The 15,981-nt window shown below is 60.0% G+C and carries 16 protein-coding genes; 5 read left to right on the forward strand and 11 right to left on the reverse strand.

All coding sequences use genetic code 11. From position 1 onward, the window contains the following. The first annotated feature begins 79 nt into the window (after positions 1 to 79). Entirely contained in the window at positions 80 to 757 is a 678-nt protein-coding gene (locus tag ACWKWE_RS22290) for an FKBP-type peptidyl-prolyl cis-trans isomerase (protein WP_166594105.1), read from the forward strand. A 57-nt stretch (positions 758 to 814) separates the two neighbouring features. Here the strand turns inward: ACWKWE_RS22290 and rsd are convergent, their stop codons facing one another. The 8 genes from rsd to ACWKWE_RS22330 all read right to left on the reverse strand — a co-directional run bounded on the left by rsd (position 815) and on the right by ACWKWE_RS22330 (position 8,485). Then, on the reverse strand, positions 815 to 1,273 hold the full coding sequence (gene rsd, locus ACWKWE_RS22295) for a sigma D regulator (protein WP_166594283.1): 459 nt from the start codon (positions 1,271 to 1,273) through the stop codon (positions 815 to 817). 183 nt (positions 1,274 to 1,456) lie between these two features. Next, positions 1,457 to 1,984 (reverse strand): disulfide bond formation protein B, encoded by a 528-nt coding sequence (locus ACWKWE_RS22300; protein ID WP_483851718.1) that lies wholly within the window; start codon positions 1,982 to 1,984, stop codon positions 1,457 to 1,459. Between the two features lie 247 nt (positions 1,985 to 2,231). Then, positions 2,232 to 3,479, reverse strand: coding sequence for a heme biosynthesis HemY N-terminal domain-containing protein (locus tag ACWKWE_RS22305; RefSeq protein WP_483851719.1), 1,248 nt, complete (start codon positions 3,477 to 3,479; stop codon positions 2,232 to 2,234). Continuing rightward, positions 3,476 to 4,618 (reverse strand): uroporphyrinogen-III C-methyltransferase, encoded by a 1,143-nt coding sequence (locus ACWKWE_RS22310; protein WP_483851720.1) that lies wholly within the window; start codon positions 4,616 to 4,618, stop codon positions 3,476 to 3,478. The genes ACWKWE_RS22305 and ACWKWE_RS22310 overlap by 4 nt, the downstream gene beginning before the upstream one ends. A 51-nt stretch (positions 4,619 to 4,669) precedes the next feature. Continuing rightward, on the reverse strand, positions 4,670 to 5,443 hold the full coding sequence (locus ACWKWE_RS22315; RefSeq protein ID WP_166594101.1) for a uroporphyrinogen-III synthase: 774 nt from the start codon (positions 5,441 to 5,443) through the stop codon (positions 4,670 to 4,672). Further along, entirely contained in the window at positions 5,440 to 6,381 is a 942-nt protein-coding gene (gene hemC / locus ACWKWE_RS22320) for a hydroxymethylbilane synthase (protein WP_483851721.1), read from the reverse strand. Before hemC ends, ACWKWE_RS22315 begins: the two co-directional genes overlap by 4 nt. 278 nt (positions 6,382 to 6,659) lie before the next feature. After that, positions 6,660 to 7,406 (reverse strand): LytR/AlgR family response regulator transcription factor, encoded by a 747-nt coding sequence (locus ACWKWE_RS22325; RefSeq protein ID WP_074754601.1) that lies wholly within the window; start codon positions 7,404 to 7,406, stop codon positions 6,660 to 6,662. Continuing rightward, positions 7,403 to 8,485: a sensor histidine kinase gene (locus ACWKWE_RS22330; RefSeq protein WP_483851722.1), complete on the reverse strand. Its 1,083-nt coding sequence runs from the start codon at positions 8,483 to 8,485 to the stop codon at positions 7,403 to 7,405. The genes ACWKWE_RS22325 and ACWKWE_RS22330 overlap by 4 nt, the downstream gene beginning before the upstream one ends. 126 nt (positions 8,486 to 8,611) lie before the next feature. On the opposite strand from ACWKWE_RS22330, the gene argH reads away from it, so the two are divergent. Continuing rightward, positions 8,612 to 10,006, forward strand: a complete 1,395-nt coding sequence (argH, locus tag ACWKWE_RS22335; RefSeq protein ID WP_483851723.1) for an argininosuccinate lyase — start codon at positions 8,612 to 8,614, stop codon at positions 10,004 to 10,006. Between the two features lie 62 nt (positions 10,007 to 10,068). Here argH and ACWKWE_RS22340 read toward each other — a convergent pair whose 3' ends face one another. Next, entirely contained in the window at positions 10,069 to 10,737 is a 669-nt protein-coding gene (locus tag ACWKWE_RS22340; RefSeq protein ID WP_483851724.1) for a glutathione S-transferase family protein, read from the reverse strand. Positions 10,738 to 10,919: 182 nt separating this feature from the next. On the opposite strand from ACWKWE_RS22340, the gene ACWKWE_RS22345 reads away from it, so the two are divergent. From ACWKWE_RS22345 to ACWKWE_RS22355, 3 genes are all read left to right on the forward strand, one after another. Continuing rightward, complete coding sequence (locus ACWKWE_RS22345; protein WP_341960780.1) at positions 10,920 to 11,210, forward strand: hypothetical protein; 291 nt, start codon at positions 10,920 to 10,922, stop codon at positions 11,208 to 11,210. A 364-nt stretch (positions 11,211 to 11,574) separates the two neighbouring features. Then, the gene (locus ACWKWE_RS22350; protein ID WP_166594095.1) at positions 11,575 to 11,823 is read left to right on the forward strand and encodes a TIGR02647 family protein; all 249 of its coding nucleotides are present in this window, start codon (positions 11,575 to 11,577) and stop codon (positions 11,821 to 11,823) included. Positions 11,824 to 12,007: 184 nt separating this feature from the next. Then, a complete protein-coding gene (locus tag ACWKWE_RS22355; protein WP_483851725.1) occupies positions 12,008 to 14,857 on the forward strand; it encodes a class I adenylate cyclase in 2,850 nt (949 codons plus the stop codon). 332 nt (positions 14,858 to 15,189) lie between these two features. Here the strand turns inward: ACWKWE_RS22355 and ACWKWE_RS22360 are convergent, their stop codons facing one another. Continuing rightward, the gene (locus tag ACWKWE_RS22360; RefSeq protein WP_483851726.1) at positions 15,190 to 15,408 is read right to left on the reverse strand and encodes a DUF1289 domain-containing protein; all 219 of its coding nucleotides are present in this window, start codon (positions 15,406 to 15,408) and stop codon (positions 15,190 to 15,192) included. After that, the gene (gene cyaY / locus ACWKWE_RS22365; protein ID WP_483851727.1) at positions 15,405 to 15,764 is read right to left on the reverse strand and encodes an iron donor protein CyaY; all 360 of its coding nucleotides are present in this window, start codon (positions 15,762 to 15,764) and stop codon (positions 15,405 to 15,407) included. Before cyaY ends, ACWKWE_RS22360 begins: the two co-directional genes overlap by 4 nt. Between the last annotated feature and the right edge of the window lie 217 nt (positions 15,765 to 15,981).

Here is a 15,981-nt window from a genome sequence, read left to right on the forward strand (position 1 = left end):
GCCAAAATCCCTTCACATCGTCATCACATTTGGCAGCCGGCGCTGGCATAATCGCCACTTCCCAGGCCGGAGAGCATTCATGTCGCGCTATTTGTTAATGTCGTTGTTCCTCTTGGTAAACCTTGCCCACGCGACCGACGCTCCCGCTTCCGACAACGCCCACGATCTGTCGTACAGCCTGGGGGCGAGCCTGGGTGAACGGCTGCGTCAGGAAGCGCCGGACCTGCAATTGCCTGCGCTGATCGAAGGCCTGCAACAGGCGTATCAAAACAAACCGCTCGCCATCAAGCCGGAGCGCATGGAGCAAATCCTCAGCGATCACGATGCGGCGCTCGCGCAAGCGGAAAATTCCGGGCAGTCCGAACCCCAGACCGAAGCCGCGCTGAAAGAAGAACGCAAATTCATGGACGCCGAAAAAGCCAAGCCTGGCGTTCGCCAGTTGGCCGACGGCATCCTGATGACCGAACTGACACCCGGCAGCGGTGCCAAGCCCGATATCAATGGCCGCGTGCAAGTGAAATACGTCGGACGCCTGCCTGACGGCACGATCTTCGATCAGAGCCAACAGCCTCAATGGTTCCGTCTGGACAGCGTCATTGCGGGCTGGACCACCGCGTTGGTGGACATGCCGGTCGGTGCGAAATGGCGACTGGTGATCCCTTCCGCACAAGCCTACGGCGCAGAGGGCGCAGGCGACTTGATCGATCCCTACACCCCGTTGGTGTTCGAGATCGAACTGCTGGCGGTCTCTCAGTAGAAACCCCACGCAATAAAAAAGGGCGCCTCGATGGCGCCCTTTTTAACCTGAACCGAATCAGGCCTGAACCGCGTCCTGTTCTTTGTGCGCGTTGTGCAGCACTTCGATCAGGCAATCTTCCAGCTCGAAGCGCTCATGGAGCAAACCACCCAGCTCCTTGAACTTCTCCGCCACACACTTCCCTTCATCACACAAATCATTGAAAGCCAGCAGCTTCTCGGTGATCACATCAATGCGAGGGTAAAGGGTGTCCGCCAGCTCAAGCCCACGTTGGTCATTGAACGCCTTGGCTTCGCCTGTAAGCTGCTCATAAATTTCAAAATGACCGGCCGACACATAGTCGACGAGCGTGCCGCAAAATTCCTGCAGCTGCTTCGTGGTTTCAGACAACGCGTTCGGCTCGGCACCTAGAACATCGTAAGCCTTGATCAGTTCGTTGCGCTCCAGCAACCAACGATCAATCAGCTTGTGAACCCCACCCCAGCGTTCCTGAGCGTTCTGACAACTTTCGAGCATGATGTTCTCTCTTCCCTTCAGGGGCATGCTGCCTGTAATCGCTTGGCGATACGGCCGGATGCGTATGAAAACCGGCTCTGAAATACGTCGACAGCAGCATTATTCCGATGACGCGTGCGGGCCAGATTATGCCCGTGCGACCAGGCCTTCAAGGTACGCAGACGATAAAGTTCATACAAGTGTTTAATCTGTCATTTCCGTATCCATTGATCTGAATCGGCAAAATTCGATGAACACGTAATACATCGCGAACAGCGCGACACCCGAAAATGCCAGCAGGCTCCACTCCGGAAGACTGATGCCGAACAACGACCAGGTGATTTCCGAGCATCCGGCGTGGCCTGCGAAAATCATGGCCAACACCTTCAGCCAAGGCTGTGTATCGAGCAGGTATTGAAGGTTCACGAGGCAAGCGGCAGGGTTTTCTGGCGGTGAAGCCTGCAGCCAGACTTGCCGTCCTGCCAGCCCCGCTCCCGTCAAGGAAGCCAGCAGAAGAACGCCGGAATAGATACGCCAACCGAGCGCGCGAGGCCCGTGGACCGCAGCCACCAGACAAACGACCGAGCAACTGAGCAACAGCACGCGCTGAGCAAAACAGAGTGGGCATGGGGCATTTCCCACCACACGCTCCAGATAAAACGTCGCGCACACGATCAACGCACAGGCGATAAACGCCAGAAAGAACAGGGTGCGGGTGCGGGCCAGATGCATGGAAAATCCGTAACAAAAGACGAAGGCGGTTACGGTAGAGGAAAGCGAGACTCGCTTTCAAGGCAACCAGAGGAGGATATTTCTTAGCGTGAGTAAGGATTTACCGACCACACAAATAGGAATTTACGCTAACTGGCATCAAGCGAGAAAAAATCCTGTCGCATTTTGAGAAACGCCCTACACAAATTGGCGACAACCCAACAAAAAGGCCCGCAGAGCGGGCCTTTTACGGCAAACCTGCCGAGGATCAGGCGCGCGCGAGTGCGGGAAGCGGTCGCGCCAATAAACGCTCGTCCAACAAGCCCAAACCTTCCTGAAACAACAGATTGCTGCGGTCGGTTTCCCCCAACTGACCGAGCAACCGTGCCAACTCGGCGCAGGCTTCGGGATTGCGTTGTAGCTTAAGGCTCGCTTCAAGATAATCCCGCGCCTTGCCCCACAGGCTGCTCTGCAAACAGAGGCGCCCCAGCGTCAGCAACAGGCCAGGATCGTCTGAGTGCTGCTTCAACCAGCCCTCCGCCGTTTGCAATTGCTTGCCGGGATCACTCCCTCTGACGAGGCCGTAGAGTCTCGCCAAATGACTGTTGTAGTCACGCTTCATCGCGTTGCGCAGCACCTCTTCGGCCTGCACGTCAGCGCCGTGGCGACGCAGCTGCTCGGCGTACGCCAGGATCAACGCTGGCTCTTGTCGCTGGGCCGAGGTCAGTTGCTGCCAAGCCGTTTCCAGCGCTGGCAGACCCGCCGGACCCGTCTCGCTATCGTTTCCGCGATAAGCCGCCAGCGACAGGTTCTCGCCCCAGGCGCGCTTTTCCAACTCAGCCAGTTCTTGCGCTGGCAACACCTTGTCCTTGCGCAGCTCAGGCATCAGTCGAATCAGCTCAGACCATTCGCCGCGCTGACGATAGAGACGCTGCAACTGACGCAACACCTGAGGGTTGTGCGGATGGCGTTCGTGCATCGCCTGCAGGGTGCTCAGCGCACCGTCGCTGTCTCCACGGTCGAGCTGCAACTGCGCATGGTTCAGGGCAATCGCAAGCTCGGCGTGAGGCTGACGTTCAAGGGCGCGCTCAAGCAGGTTGTCGCTCTCCTCATAACGGCCTTGCTCGTTCGCCGCACGGGCGGCACCGAGGTAATACAGCAGCGGTTGATGTTCAGCCTCCGCCGCGCGATGCAGGTGACGCTGAGCGCTGGCCCAACGCCCCTCGGCGAGGTCCATCTGACCACGCTCGATAGCAATCTGCGCACGACGGCTGCGGTTACGGCGCGACCACGGATTGACCACACCGCCCGAGGTCGTCAGCAGCCGTATCAGACCCCGCACCAGCCAGACCACGATCGCAATGGCGACCAACAGCGCCAAGGCAGCCCACAGGCTGGACTCGTAGCGGAAGGTGTCATAGGCGATGAGCACGTAACCGGCGTGACGGGAAATCGCCAGGCCGACCAATGCCGCGACGACGATCAGGACGAAGACGATCACATAGCCGCGCTTCATGGTTTGCTCCCCGGCTGCGCCCCTTCAGCAGGTTGCTCCAGTGCTCCGCCCACCGGGGTGTGGCGCTGCTCTAAGTAGGCTTGCACGGAGCTCAGGCTCTGCGTCAGGTCAGGCGTGATGACAGCCACAGGCTGTTTGGCCAGTTCGTCCAGACGCTCGCCCAGCATCTTGCTTTGTGGGTTGTCCTGATTGAAGTTGGCGTCCAGCACGCTACGCGCTTCGGCAACGGCTTTGGCGTAAACCGACTGCTCGCCATTGAGCGCGGCCCACTGCGCCTGTTCCAGCGTCAGGCTCAACGCCAGTCGTACTTGGGTCAGGCTCTGGCCCGCCAACAGCGGACGAATGTTTTTGTCGGCGTGGAAGTCGAGACGGATGTACTGGGAAATCTTGTCCCACCATTTCGCCCAGTAGCTGTCTTCGCTGCCATCGGTCAGGCCCAGCAACGACTCGCCCTTGTCTTTGTACTCCGGCGCCAATGCGTTCAATTGGAGAGCCTGATCGCGCAGGGCGGCCAGTTGCAGGAACAGCCCGGTGCGGTCCGGTTGGTCGACGCTGCGCAAAGCCGCCAGGCTCTTCGCCAACTGCTCACGTGCGGCATAGGCGCCCGGATCATCCTGTTCGCGCAGAATTTCGTCTGCACCCTGCACCAGCGCCTGGGCACTGTTGATGTCCTGCAGCGCAGACAATCGCAGGCTTGCCAGACGCAGCAGATGCTCGGCCTCGGCCAGACGCCAATCCTTGCGGCTAGCGCCCAGCACGGTCTCGACGCGCTGGCTCAAACGCTGCTGATCGCCCTGCAATTGAGTGACAAGACGGCGGCGGTCTTCAAGCTCCTGCGCAGGCGGCAGTTGCGCCAGACGTGCCGACAATTGCTGCTCGCTTTGCTGGAGGGAGCGGGTTTGCGAACCAAGATCCTGCAGCTCCCCTGACTGCTGCTGATGACCGGCCTGGATCGCGCGCAGTTGCCACACGCTCCAGCCACCGACTGCCACGCCTGCCGCACCCAACAAGAGTGCCAAAACGGCCAGCCCGTTGCTGGCACGGCGGGGAGAAGGTTCTTTTTGCGCGGAATCAGGCAGCGGCTCAGGTTTGACCAGTACCGGTTCAACGTCATCTTTTGGCAAGACTGTTTCGCTCACGTATCCATCCTTTGCATTTGGGCGTAATCGCGTAATCCGACCCGTCGATCATTACGCCTGAGAGGCAGGTGCAGGCTGAGCCCGCAACGCTGCCAGCAAGGCCGAAGCGCTGGCGCCACGGCAGTCCACTACGGTCAGAGCCCCGGCTTCACGCGCCAGTTCAGCGACTCGAGGGCTCGGTACGAATAAAGGCATCTGCGCCAGGGACGGCCATGCATCGCCCGCCAAATCACGCAGATGTTGAAAACCCTGTCCACTGCTGACCACCAGCCCGTTCAAGCGTTCCGCCGCCACCCTCTGTGGCAAGACAGACGCCGGGTATTGCGGCAGGTTGCGGCGGTACAGCGGCAGATAATCGACACTAACACCCCGTTCGCGCAAGCGCTCGGCCAACAATTCGCGGCCGTCTTCGCCGCGCATGATCAGCACCTTGGGGTCGTAACCGGAAATGGCGTCTTGAAGTTGAGGCAAATCGAGCAGCGCTTCGCTGTCGTCGCCGTGTTCGGGGAAGAACACGCGAAGGCCATAGTCGTCGAGAATCTGCCCTGTGGCGGCGCCGACGGTAAACCACGTTTGCATGGGCGGCTGCGGCCAGATTTCGTCGACCATTTCCAGCCCCAGTCGCGCGGCGGGCTTACTGACGACGATCACCGCGCAGTAGGCCGCGAGGTCGTAAATGATCGAGCGATTTTCTTCCGAGACCGGCAACGGTTCGATGTCCAGCAACGGCAGACTGGCGCTGAAAACGCCCGCTTGCGCCAAGGTCTCGGCCAACGCCTGCGACTCTTCGGCTGGCCGCGTCAGCAGCAGGCGCCAGCCCGTCACTCCTCGTCCGCCTCGCCGTAGACTGCTTTGAGAATTTTTGCGGCGCCCTGTGCCAACAACGCTTCGGCAACCTGCACGCCCAACGCTTGGGCATCAGCGTGGGGTGCACGGGCCTCGGCGTGCAAGAGCAAACTGCCGGCCGGATCGCCCACCAGGCCACGCAGCCACAACTGGTCGTTTTCGAGCACGGCGTAACAGGCGATAGGCACTTGGCAGCCACCATTGAGGTGCTTGTTCAGTGCGCGCTCGGCCGTAACGCGCAGGGCAGTGTCGGTATGGTGCAGCGGGGCCAAGAGGGCGTGCAGCTCAGTGTCGACGCTGCGGCACTCGATGCCGACGGCGCCCTGCCCGCCTGCCGGGAGGCTATGTTCAATGCTGATAGCGGACGTGATGCGGTCTTCGAAGCCCAGCCGGATCAGGCCTGCGGCTGCCAGAATGATCGCGTCGTATTCGCCCGCGTCGAGCTTGGCCAGACGCGTGTTGACGTTGCCACGCAGGAAATGGATCTTCAGGTCGGGACGCCGCGCCAACAATTGCGCCTGACGACGCAGGCTCGACGTGCCGACGATGCTGCCCGCTGGCAGCTCATCGAGGCTGGCGAAGGTGTTGGAGACGAATGCGTCGCGAGGGTCTTCGCGCTCGCAGATACAGAACAGTCCCAGGCCTTGCGGGAAATCCATCGGCACGTCTTTCATCGAGTGAACGGCGATGTCCGCTTCGTTTTCCAGCAGCGCGGTTTCCAGCTCTTTGACGAACAGGCCCTTGCCGCCGATTTTCGACAGCGGTGAGTCCAGCAGCTTGTCGCCCCGGCTCACCATGGGCACCAGCGTTACAGTCAGACCGGGGTGAGCTTCCTGCAGGCGAGCCTTGACGTATTCGGCTTGCCAGAGTGCCAGCGCGCTTTTGCGCGTAGCGATGCGGATTTCGCGAGTGGACATGGATCAATCCGTACTGAGTGAATGCGGCGGATAATAACAGCTCGGCCCAATCGGGCCGAATGACTGTCGTCAATCTGCTCGCATCATGTTCTCAATCGATGCACGGAAGCCATGCGACGGCGTGTCGCTTTCCACTGCTCGCCTCACTGCACCTAGACCTGTGGGAGCGAATTCATTCGCGAAGCGGCGGTACATTCAACACATCGTTGTCGCCTGGACTATTTTTCGCGAATAAATTCGCTCCCACAGAAAATCCCTGCACGCCAGACAGACGCGGGCTACAGCTGCTGCATCATCTTGCGCACACCGGCCACGTGCCGACGGCTGACGATCAAGGCATCGCCATTAAGCCCTTTGAGGAACAGTTGGAAATGCCCCAAAGGCGTGCGCTGCAAACGCTCGATGCGATCGCGAGCCACCAGCGCATTGCGGTGGATGCGCACGAAGCGATCCCCGAACTCATCCTCCAACGCCTTGAGTGGCTCATCGAGCAAGACCTCACCATCTTCATGGCGCAGGGTCACGTATTTGTGGTCAGCGATGAAATAGATCACGTGGTCCAGCGGGATCAGCTCGATACCCTTGCGGGTGCGAGCACTGATGTGGCTGCGTGGGCCGTTCCCGCTCTCGGCGGCCGGACGGGTCATCGCCGCCAGCTGCACGCGGTTCGGGCGCTCGGCCTTGCGCAGTGCTTCAAGCAGGTTTTCAGGACGCACCGGTTTGACCAGATACCCCACGGCGCTGACCTGAAATGCCTCCAGGGCAAACTCGTCGTGAGCCGTGCAAAAAACCACGGCTGGTGGTGTGTCGCGTTCGCATAATTTGGCCGCAACCTGCAGGCCATCCAGGCCCGGCATGCGGATGTCGAGTAAAACCACGTCGGGCTTCAGACTATCGATCAGCGTCAAGGCTTCTTCGCCATTGGTAGCGCTGGGTTCAAGGACCCGATAACCCTCAAGGTCGCCAACCAGACGGCTCAGGCGATCACGGGCTAGGGGTTCGTCATCAACGATCAGGACATTCATATTGCTCTGGCTTCCTGCGTGAGTCTCGCACAAGGATAGCGTAGACAGGTGAAGTGACGACCGTCACGGCGCTCCACGCTCAGACTCGCGAGAGGGCCAAAAAGTGCCGTGATTCGAGCGCCGATGTTTGCCAAGGCCTGCTGAGTGCCGTTTGAAGTCTGCCGGAGGGCGACTTCGTCATAGGGATTACTGACGCGCAATATAAATACTCCCCGTTCATAGTTCGCCTCGACCCTGACCACGCCACCTTCCACACGGGGAGCGATGCCATAGATCAACGCGTTCTCAAGTAATGGCTGCAAGGTTAGCTGGGGAATCGGCAAGTCGTCGGGAATTGCGCTGACGTCCCAGTCCAACTGTAGACGCTCGCCAAGTCGATATTGCTCAATCGACAGATAACGTCTGGCCAACTCCAGTTCTTCCCCCCATGTCGTCAGGCTGCCGGGCTTGCCCAGACTGGCGCGGAACAGGTCCGACAAATCCAGCACCGCCTGCTCGGCCTTGAGCGGGTCGCTGGTGACCAGACTCGCGATGCTGTTGAGCGTGTTGAACAGAAAGTGCGGCCGGATGCGGGCCTGTAACGACTCGATCCTGGCTCGCAATTCGGCCTGTTGCTGTTTGCGCCACTGACTCTGCAAGTAAAAGTAGCGCAACATCAGCGCTGACATGATCAGCGCAATCAATGAATAACGAAGGTAGCGTTCGATGTCGCTGTCGACCGGCAAGGCTCCGTCCAACTGACAGTAGTCAGTCACGGCCGTGCAAGCCAGCGTGACTGCCACCACTAACAAACACCCTATCGCTCCCGCCACGCCGGGTTTCAGACGCGCCAACCAAGGGCGCAAACCGCACAGCAGCGCCGCCGACAGCAACACGATCCACTGCACGAACAGTGAAATCAGCGCCAGCCGTACCCAATCGAAGCCCGGATGCATCGGTTCCACCAGCACCAGGACCAGCACCAGCAGCTCGGCGAGTACGACCAGCACCAGCAGCGCCTGAGGCAGGCACAGTTCCGGAAGGAAGAACTCTTTGCCGGGAGAAGCGCTCTGGCCCGGTTTGTTGCGCTCGGTTTGCATGGGCCCAGTCTCTGCGCTCGCACCCCGGTGGGCAAGCTGTCCGGGATAAAAAAGCGGCAATGCTGTTATCATCGCCCGCGCCTTTTTCAAATCAGCACAGCCATCAGCAGAGCAGCGAGCGAAACCATGAGCACCGACAAGACCAACCAGTCCTGGGGCGGCCGCTTCAGTGAACCCGTCGACGCCTTCGTCGCACGCTTCACCGCCTCCGTCACCTTCGATCAACGCCTTTACCGCCACGACATCATGGGCTCCGTCGCCCACGCCACGATGCTGGCGAAAGTAGGCGTGCTGACCGATGCCGAACGCGACACCATCATCGATGGCCTGAAGACTATTCAGGGCGAAATCGAAGCAGGTGCGTTCGACTGGCGCGTGGACCTGGAAGACGTGCACATGAACATCGAAGCGCGTCTGACCGACCGCATCGGCATCACCGGCAAGAAGCTGCACACCGGTCGCAGCCGTAACGATCAGGTAGCCACCGACATTCGCCTGTGGCTGCGTGATGAAATCGACCTGATTCTGGCTGAGATCACTCGCCTGCAAGAAGGCCTGCTGGGTCTGGCCGAACGCGAAGCCGACACCATCATGCCGGGCTTCACCCACCTGCAAACCGCACAGCCTGTGACCTTCGGGCATCACATGCTCGCTTGGTTCGAGATGCTGAGCCGCGACTACGAACGTCTGGTCGATTGCCGCAAACGCACCAACCGCATGCCGCTGGGCAGCGCGGCGCTGGCCGGCACTACGTATCCGATTGATCGCGAACTGACCTGCCAGTTGCTGGGTTTCGAAGCCGTGGGCGGCAACTCGCTGGACAGCGTGTCCGATCGCGACTTCGCCATCGAATTCTGCTCGGCGGCCAGCGTGGCGATGATGCACCTGTCGCGCTTCTCCGAAGAGTTGGTGCTGTGGACCAGCGCGCAATTCCAGTTCATCGATCTGCCGGACCGCTTCTGCACCGGCAGCTCGATCATGCCGCAAAAGAAAAACCCTGACGTGCCGGAGCTGGTCCGTGGCAAAAGCGGCCGCGTGTTCGGCGCGCTGATGGGCCTGCTGACCTTGATGAAGGGCCAACCGCTGGCCTACAACAAGGACAATCAGGAAGACAAAGAACCGTTGTTCGATGCTGCCGATACCCTGCGCGACTCGCTGCGAGCCTTCGCCGACATGATTCCTGCGATCAAGCCTAAACACGCGATCATGCGTGAAGCGGCCCTGCGTGGTTTTTCGACCGCGACCGACCTGGCCGACTACCTGGTTCGCCGTGGCCTGCCGTTCCGTGACTGCCACGAAATCGTGGGCCATGCCGTTAAATACGGCGTGGAAACCGGCAAGGACCTGGCGGAAATGACGCTGGAAGAACTGCGTCAATTCAGCGATCAGATCGAACAGGACGTGTTCGCTGTTCTGACGCTGGAAGGTTCGGTCAACGCCCGAAACCACATCGGTGGCACTGCGCCTGCGCAGGTAAAAGCGGCAGTCGGACGCGGCACGCAACTGCTCGCTACCCGCTGACCCTAGCTCAGTAGGAGCGCGCTTGCCCAAGATGTGGGCAAACGCGCTCCTCAAAGGCCCCGCTACGCTACCCCTGTGGGCCTGACCCTTTCCAGAAACACCGGATAATCCACCTCCCGATCCGCCGCCACGATGCGCGCACTCTGCCGGTCATTCAGTCGCGCCAGCAACTCCCTCGCCCCTTTCATCTCATCCAGCAGGTTCAAGCCCATCAGGCGCTCGCCCACCTGCTGCGCCAGATCCACGCTGTACATGAAATAGATGTCCGCCAGCGTAAAGTCGGCGCCCGTCAGATAGGGGGCGAATCGCGCCCGCCTCGCCAGCGCGGCAAAGCCTTTGATCAGATCCCGTTTGGCCTTGGCCTTCAGCGCATCCGGCGTTGCCCGTCCGCCGAACAGCACTTCGACATAACACAGCCGTGCGGGCAGTTCGATGTAGAGCTCGATTTCCTTTGCGGTCGTCCAGACCTGAGCACGGAGGAACGGGTCAGCGGGCAACAAGGGGATGTGAGGGTGTGTGTCTTCGAGGTAGCGCAGGATAACGTCGGTTTCGCTGATGAACCCCTCGTTCGTCTGCAAAACCGGTACCTTGCCCCGCGCGCTGACGGCGAGGGTGTCCGGGTTCTGGCAGCCGTGCATGGACACGACTTCAAACGGGAGTTGCTTCTCCAGCAGCGCCAGTTTGACCATGTTGAAATAGTTGCTTGAGGCGAATCCGTAAAGCTTGAGCATTGGCAGGCCTCCTTGGCCTTTTGAAGCGGTCATTTCAGCCCTGTCCGACACGCGTTGCCGGACCTGAGCGGAGGAACCCTAACAACCGGTTACGTCGTCGGGCTTGACGTGCATCATGCGCACTGACGATCACCTGACCCCCGATTGCAGTTAAACTGCCGGCCTTTCCTGAGGAGTCCGCCATGAGCGACCGCATCGACAACGACGAAGAAGAGTTCGCTGAATCGACCCTGATCCAGGCCATCGAAAACCAGATCGAGAGCGACAACCCGCCTGCCGCCAAAGCCACGTTCAACAAGCTGACACTGGTGGGTTACGAACGTGACGACATTCTGGAAATGATGGCTCACGTGCTGGCCGTCGAGATTGACGGCATTCTCGAAGAAGACCGCCCGTTCAACACCGAATGGTATGAAAAAGCCCTTCGCGCCCTGCCAGAACTGCCACCGGGCGTGAAGCTGGAAGAAGAATGACATCCAGCCCCGTGGCAGTCCGGCTTGCCGACAGCGATGTCATTGAAATCGCTAATTGCGCAGGTCTGTAGGAGCGTGGCTTGTCCCGCGGCCTGCCGCGAAGCGGCAGCCAATCGGATTAACGCGGTATACCTGATACACCGAATGCGCAGGGTTTACGACGGGTTCCCCGTCGATCGCGGGACAAGCCACGCTCCTACAGATACATGCGCTCTAAGCTTCACCTGACGACCGGCCAGATACTTCCTGCAAAATCCCCAGACCCTAACTACACTGCAGAGGCCTCGCTGCCGCTTGACCTACGGGGCTGTCACGTCTGCGATTCCTTCGCCGCGTCATCCATTACAAAAAGTCTGGAGCCTCTATGTCGTATACCCCTGAGTTGGTTGCCGAACTGGAAATCCTGTCACTGTTCAATCTGCGCAATACCCAGGAGGGCCTCAAGGTCCATCACGTGGCCGCGCCTTCTGCCGTTGCCGCCGCCAAACGTCTTTTCGAGAAAGGCCTGACGACTCAGGTCGACGGGGGCTACCTCACCAGTCTGGGACTGGATGCCGCCGAACACGCGCAATCCCTGCTGATCATCCTTGCCACGACCCAGGAAGCGGCCTGACATCGTCGCCTCGCGAAACCTTTACCAAGAGGCATCAAATAAAGGTTTCGCGAACCCTTCATTTGTAAGATGCTGCGCCGATAAAAAATTGGCGCCATAAAAACTCACAGCCGCCTGATGCTGGGTCTTCTTGCCGTCGCCCTTCTTGTTCCCCAGCAGTGCCGTTCGTCGGCCTTGAGTCACGATGACCCGTAGTTTCGAGATCCGCCCCGATCTGGATGAGGGCATCGACCGTAAGGTCCTCAGCCAGTTGCGCAACCGATTTCTGACCCTCAACGAAGGGCGGCTCGGCCGCGCCAACGAAGGGCTGTCCACCCGCCAACAATCAGTTTTGGCGCTGCTGCCGCTGTTTTTCCACGTCAACCATCCGCTGTTGCCTGGCTACGTTTCCGGCGCAACCCCGGCCGGGGTTTCACATTACGAACCGGACGCCCAGGCCCTCGCCGAAGCGCAACGGCTGACGCGCTCGTTTTCCTACAAGCCCCGCCGAGGCAACCCGCCGCAGCCGATCCACGGCATTTTCCTGATGGGCAGCCTGGGCACACTGGCGCAGGCTGACGACAGCGACATGGACGTGTGGATCTGCCACGACACGAACCTCTCGCCCGAAGACATTCTGGAGCTGCGCAAAAAGTGCCACGCGCTGGAAGTCTGGGCCGCCACGATGGGGGCAGAAGCGCATTTTTTCCTGATCGACCCTGAACGCTTCGTGCTCGGCGAGCGCGATGCGCAGCTCAGTGGCGAGGATTGCGGAACGACTCAGCATTACCTGTTGCTCGACGAGTTCTACCGCACTGCGATCTGGCTGGCCGGGCGCACCCCCATCTGGTGGTTGGTGCCGGTCTACGAAGAAACGCGCTACGCGGAATACACCCACACGCTGCTGTCCAAACGTTTCATCCGGGAGGATGAAGTGCTGGACCTTGGCAACCTGTCCCACATCCCGCCGGGGGAATTCCTCGGCGCAGGCCTCTGGCAGCTGTTCAAAGGGATCGAATCGCCCTACAAGTCCGTCCTCAAGCTGCTGCTGACTGAGGCCTACGCCAGTGAGCACCCACAGGTGCAGTGCTTGAGCATGCGCCTGAAAAAAGAGGTGTTCGCCAATCGCGTGGACCTCGACGAGCTTGACCCGTACATGATGGTGTATCGCCGGATTGAGGAATATCTGCTGGCCCGAGGCGAACCGGAGCGACTCGAACTGGTGCGCCGCAGCCTGTACCTGAAAGTGAACAAGAAGCTCACCGGCTTGCCCCGCCAGCGCACCACGAGCTGGCAGCGTCTGTTGCTGGAGCGTCTGGCGAAAGAATGGAAGTGGGATGAGCGCCAACTGGCGTTGCTCGATAGCCGCAGCCAGTGGAAGGTGCGTCAGGTGGCCAGCGAACGCCGCGCATTGGTCAGCGAGCTGAATTACAGCTACCGCTTCCTGACCCAATTTGCCCGCGAGCAAAACACGGTTAACTCGATCAACAAACGCGACCTCAACATCCTGGGTCGTCGGCTGTACGCCGCGTTTGAACGCAAGGCGGGCAAGGTCGAATTCATCAATCCCGGGATTTCGCCGGACCTGGCCGAAGACACGCTGACGCTGGTGCAGTCGCCGAACAAACGCGAGCCTGGCAAATATCAGTGGGGCCTGTACAACGGCAATCTTGGCGCCCACGAGTGGGAATCTTTCGCGCCGATCAAGCGCAGCCGCGAGTTGCTGGAGCTGCTCGCGTGGTGCCACCGCAATAACGTGATCGACAGCAGCACCCGCCTGGCCTTGCACCCCGGCAGCAGCGACCTGACCGAGTTCGAGCTGTTCAACCTCCAGGGCGCGCTGCAGCACAGCATCCCCATGCCGCTGGGCACGGTGGCCGAAGACGTGCTGCTGCGCCCCAGCGTGCCGAGCGAAATCCTGCTGCTGGTGAACGTTGGCGTCGATCCGCTCAAACACCACAAGGACCTGAACATCCTGATGACCACCGAGCGGACCGACTCCCTGAGTTACGCCGGGGTCCGGGAGAACCTGGTGCTGACCTTCGACCAGATCACGCTCAACAGCTGGAACGAAGTGTTGGTCAATCGATTCGACGGGCCCGATGCGTTGCTGGATTGCATGACCGACTTGCTCAACAACCTGCCCGCGACGTTGCCAAAACCGGTGATCAGCGTGCGCTGCTTCTGCCACAACCGCGCGCCCGCCATCGCCCAACGGGTCGAAGAGTTGATTCAGACGGCGCAACTGCTGTTGGCTCGCGGGTTGAATCATCGCTATCTGATTCAGGTGGAGCACCACTACTGCGTCATGGAGATGAAGCCCGGCCAGGTCGCCCATGTCACGCTCCATGACCTGCCCGCGCTCTACGAATACCTCGGCGAAGAGCTGCCCGCTTACAGCCCGATTCATCTGGACCCGCAGGCGCTGAATGACAGTGACCTCTCGCTGATCATTCCCCATGGTCAGCCGGAATGCATTCAAGTGTTCTACCGGATCAACGAACCCAACGCGGACCTGTACGTGCTGGATGAGCACAACGCGCTGTGGCATCAGCGTTTGCCGTATCACGACGAGCCAAGCCTGCTGGTGCCGCTGCAACGTTTTCTGCAATCGCTGATGTTTCGGCGTGGTGCGCTGTTACCGTTGGACAACCCGCTTGAGCCGCAAAACCTGGAAACCCTGTATTACCGCGTGATGCCGGATGGCGCGGGTCGGGCGCGGCGCATCGAGCAACGGCTGGGGCCGGTCATGTCCACCGACAAGCCGTTTTACGACGTGCAGGCCATCGTCGAAGAGGCGTCACCGGGTCAGGTGAGCGTCACGCTGTATTGCGACGGCATGGAGTTTTCGGAGCTGGAGTTTGGTGAGCAACTGTTCAGCGTCGTGGCGCGGCAGATTCTCGATCAGCGCCGGGAGCCGCAACGCTACCGCTGCTACATCACAGACCTGGATTTGTCGGGAATTCTGGCGGATACGCGGGGGCAGACGATTCTATTCCTTCGGTACAAGGCCGAGCTTGAGAAGTCACTGAATGATGCGATGGAAGAGGCGTGAGCGGCCAGGGCGTCGATATCCGGGAACGCTGACCCCTGTGGGAGAGGATTTATTCGGGAAAGTAGACCGACCACAGAGATGTATCGGCTGTACTGGCGAATCGCGAATAAATTCGCTCCCACAGATGGCTCCGGTGGCAGAGCGAAGAATTGAGGTGCCTGCGAATTCGCTCCCACAGATGGCACCTGTCGCAGGCCGGAGATTTGAGGTGCCTGCGAATCCTGTGGGAGCGAATTCATTCGCGAAGGTAGATCAGGCGGCGGAGACGTATCGGCTGTAACGCCCAATCTGGAGCCAGTTCGCTCCCGCGGCCGTTCGGCTTCAACCTTGAATCAGCATTGAGCCCGGCGTTGATTGGCCTGACTCACAATCTCGCGTCTGCGCTCATCCGTCGCCGCACGCCATTCGCGGATGTCTTCGACATGGCGATGACAGCCGGTACAGACCTTCTGCTCATCGAGCCGGCAAACGCTGATGCAGGGCGACGGTACGGCAGGGCTGACGTTGCTGAACAACGGCTTGGGTGCTTTGGCAGGTGCAGCGTTGGTCACTGGCGGTTTCCGTCTTCATGACCGTCAACATCGCCGAACTCGATCTCGACACCGGCCTGCTTCAACGCCAGACGATGAAGCATCTCGCCCAACAGCTCTTCACTCTTGTCGCAGACCCAACGTTTTGCTTCTTCGTCGTAATCGAAGTGGAAACCACCGGCAGGCGCCGCCAACCACAACTGACGCAGCGGCTCCTGGCGACTGATGATGAATTGCGTGCCGTTCTCGAATTTGACGGTCAACACGCCGGCCGAACTCTCAAGGTCCAGGTCCAGATCGCTCTCGTCAAAGATGTCTTCGAGCTTTTCTTGGGTCGCATCGACCAGGTCGTGAAAGCGGGCTTCGGTCAAACTCATTGCAGGAACCTCGAAAGTGTCTACGGACGGCGCAGCGACGCAAGATACGGTCGCTTCCAGCCAATTGCAAAGCATACCCGCCCATTTGCAGGTCGACGCGCCAAAAAATGCGCGACCATCGCCAACATATCCGGCAGTTGCGTCAAAGCCCCGCCGGACGGGAGCCGTGGCGCATAGGCAATCTGTCGGGTGGTCGGTATACTCGGGCGCAATTAAT

The organism is Pseudomonas salicis, from assembly GCF_057128705.1.

Bases quoted from the DNA above. Each gene is read 5' to 3' on its own strand.
- ACWKWE_RS22290 (WP_166594105.1), top strand. From the start codon at position 80: ATGTCGCGCTATTTGTTAATGTCGTTGTTCCTCTTGGTAAACCTTGCC.
- rsd (WP_166594283.1), bottom strand. From the start codon at position 1,273: ATGCTCGAAAGTTGTCAGAACGCTCAGGAACGCTGGGGTGGGGTTCAC.
- ACWKWE_RS22300 (WP_483851718.1), bottom strand. From the start codon at position 1,984: ATGCATCTGGCCCGCACCCGCACCCTGTTCTTTCTGGCGTTTATCGCC.
- ACWKWE_RS22305 (WP_483851719.1), bottom strand. From the start codon at position 3,479: ATGAAGCGCGGCTATGTGATCGTCTTCGTCCTGATCGTCGTCGCGGCA.
- hemC (WP_483851721.1), bottom strand. From the start codon at position 6,381: ATGTCCACTCGCGAAATCCGCATCGCTACGCGCAAAAGCGCGCTGGCA.
- ACWKWE_RS22325 (WP_074754601.1), bottom strand. From the start codon at position 7,406: ATGAATGTCCTGATCGTTGATGACGAACCCCTAGCCCGTGATCGCCTG.
- ACWKWE_RS22330 (WP_483851722.1), bottom strand. From the start codon at position 8,485: ATGCAAACCGAGCGCAACAAACCGGGCCAGAGCGCTTCTCCCGGCAAA.
- argH (WP_483851723.1), top strand. From the start codon at position 8,612: ATGAGCACCGACAAGACCAACCAGTCCTGGGGCGGCCGCTTCAGTGAA.
- ACWKWE_RS22340 (WP_483851724.1), bottom strand. From the start codon at position 10,737: ATGCTCAAGCTTTACGGATTCGCCTCAAGCAACTATTTCAACATGGTC.
- ACWKWE_RS22345 (WP_341960780.1), top strand. From the start codon at position 10,920: ATGAGCGACCGCATCGACAACGACGAAGAAGAGTTCGCTGAATCGACC.
- ACWKWE_RS22350 (WP_166594095.1), top strand. From the start codon at position 11,575: ATGTCGTATACCCCTGAGTTGGTTGCCGAACTGGAAATCCTGTCACTG.
- ACWKWE_RS22355 (WP_483851725.1), top strand. From the start codon at position 12,008: ATGACCCGTAGTTTCGAGATCCGCCCCGATCTGGATGAGGGCATCGAC.
- cyaY (WP_483851727.1), bottom strand. From the start codon at position 15,764: ATGAGTTTGACCGAAGCCCGCTTTCACGACCTGGTCGATGCGACCCAA.